Origin of the sequence: Congzhengia minquanensis (assembly GCF_014384785.1) — a bacterium.
Classification (GTDB): Bacteria; Bacillota; Clostridia; order UBA1381; family UBA9506; genus Congzhengia; species Congzhengia minquanensis.
Genome location: NZ_JACRSU010000018.1, coordinates 1 through 761 on the forward strand (window position 1 = coordinate 1; position 761 = coordinate 761).

General features: G+C 46.1%; 1 protein-coding gene. It reads left to right on the top strand.

The features are described 5' to 3' along the window. A partial coding sequence (locus H8698_RS13215; protein WP_249313903.1) for a hypothetical protein occupies positions 1-761 on the top strand: 761 nt, incomplete at both ends.

A 761-nucleotide genomic window follows, 5' to 3' on the forward strand; every position in this document is an offset into this window, starting at 1 on the left:
AACGGACTGACCACGCAATATGAGTATGAGAACGAGCAGGGGTTGCTCAGCAAAGTATCTTATGGTTCGAGCGGAAAGTATCAGACATTTGAGTATAATCTTCAAGGCGAGCCCACCTTTACCCAAAAGGATAGTCTGCCCTACAGATATGACTATGATGACAACGGCAATCTGTTAAAAGAAAGCATGGGCGTCACAAGAATTAATGAATATACCTATGACGAACTGAACAGGCTGAATACCACATTAGATGAGTTTTCTGCAACAACGCAATATGGATATGATGCGAACAACAATATTGTATCGAAGGAAATATCTCATTATCGCGGCGCGACGGTGAACCTGTCCAACGCGGGAACAACCGTTCCGTTTACCAATGTTACACACCATACGGAGGAAATGACATATAACGCTGCGAACCAGCTGACTCGGCGGGAAGAAACCGTTACAGGCACGAATAACGGTACAACAATAACACAAACGTCCACGGACACCTATACATACACCGCCAACGGCTCTATGAGTACGAAGCAGGAAACGCTGGGGTCTTCGGCACTGAGCAAGACATACAGCTACAACGACAGGAACCAGTTGATTCAGTATAAAGAAGGCAGCACGGTTAAAGGTACTTATACCTATGACCCGGAAGGGTTCAGAAGCTCGAAAACAGCCGGCGGCAAAACGACTTGTTTTTATTGGGACAGAGGCTATACGATTAATGAAAGTGACGGGACCAATTTCACCGCCCGCAACACAATCGG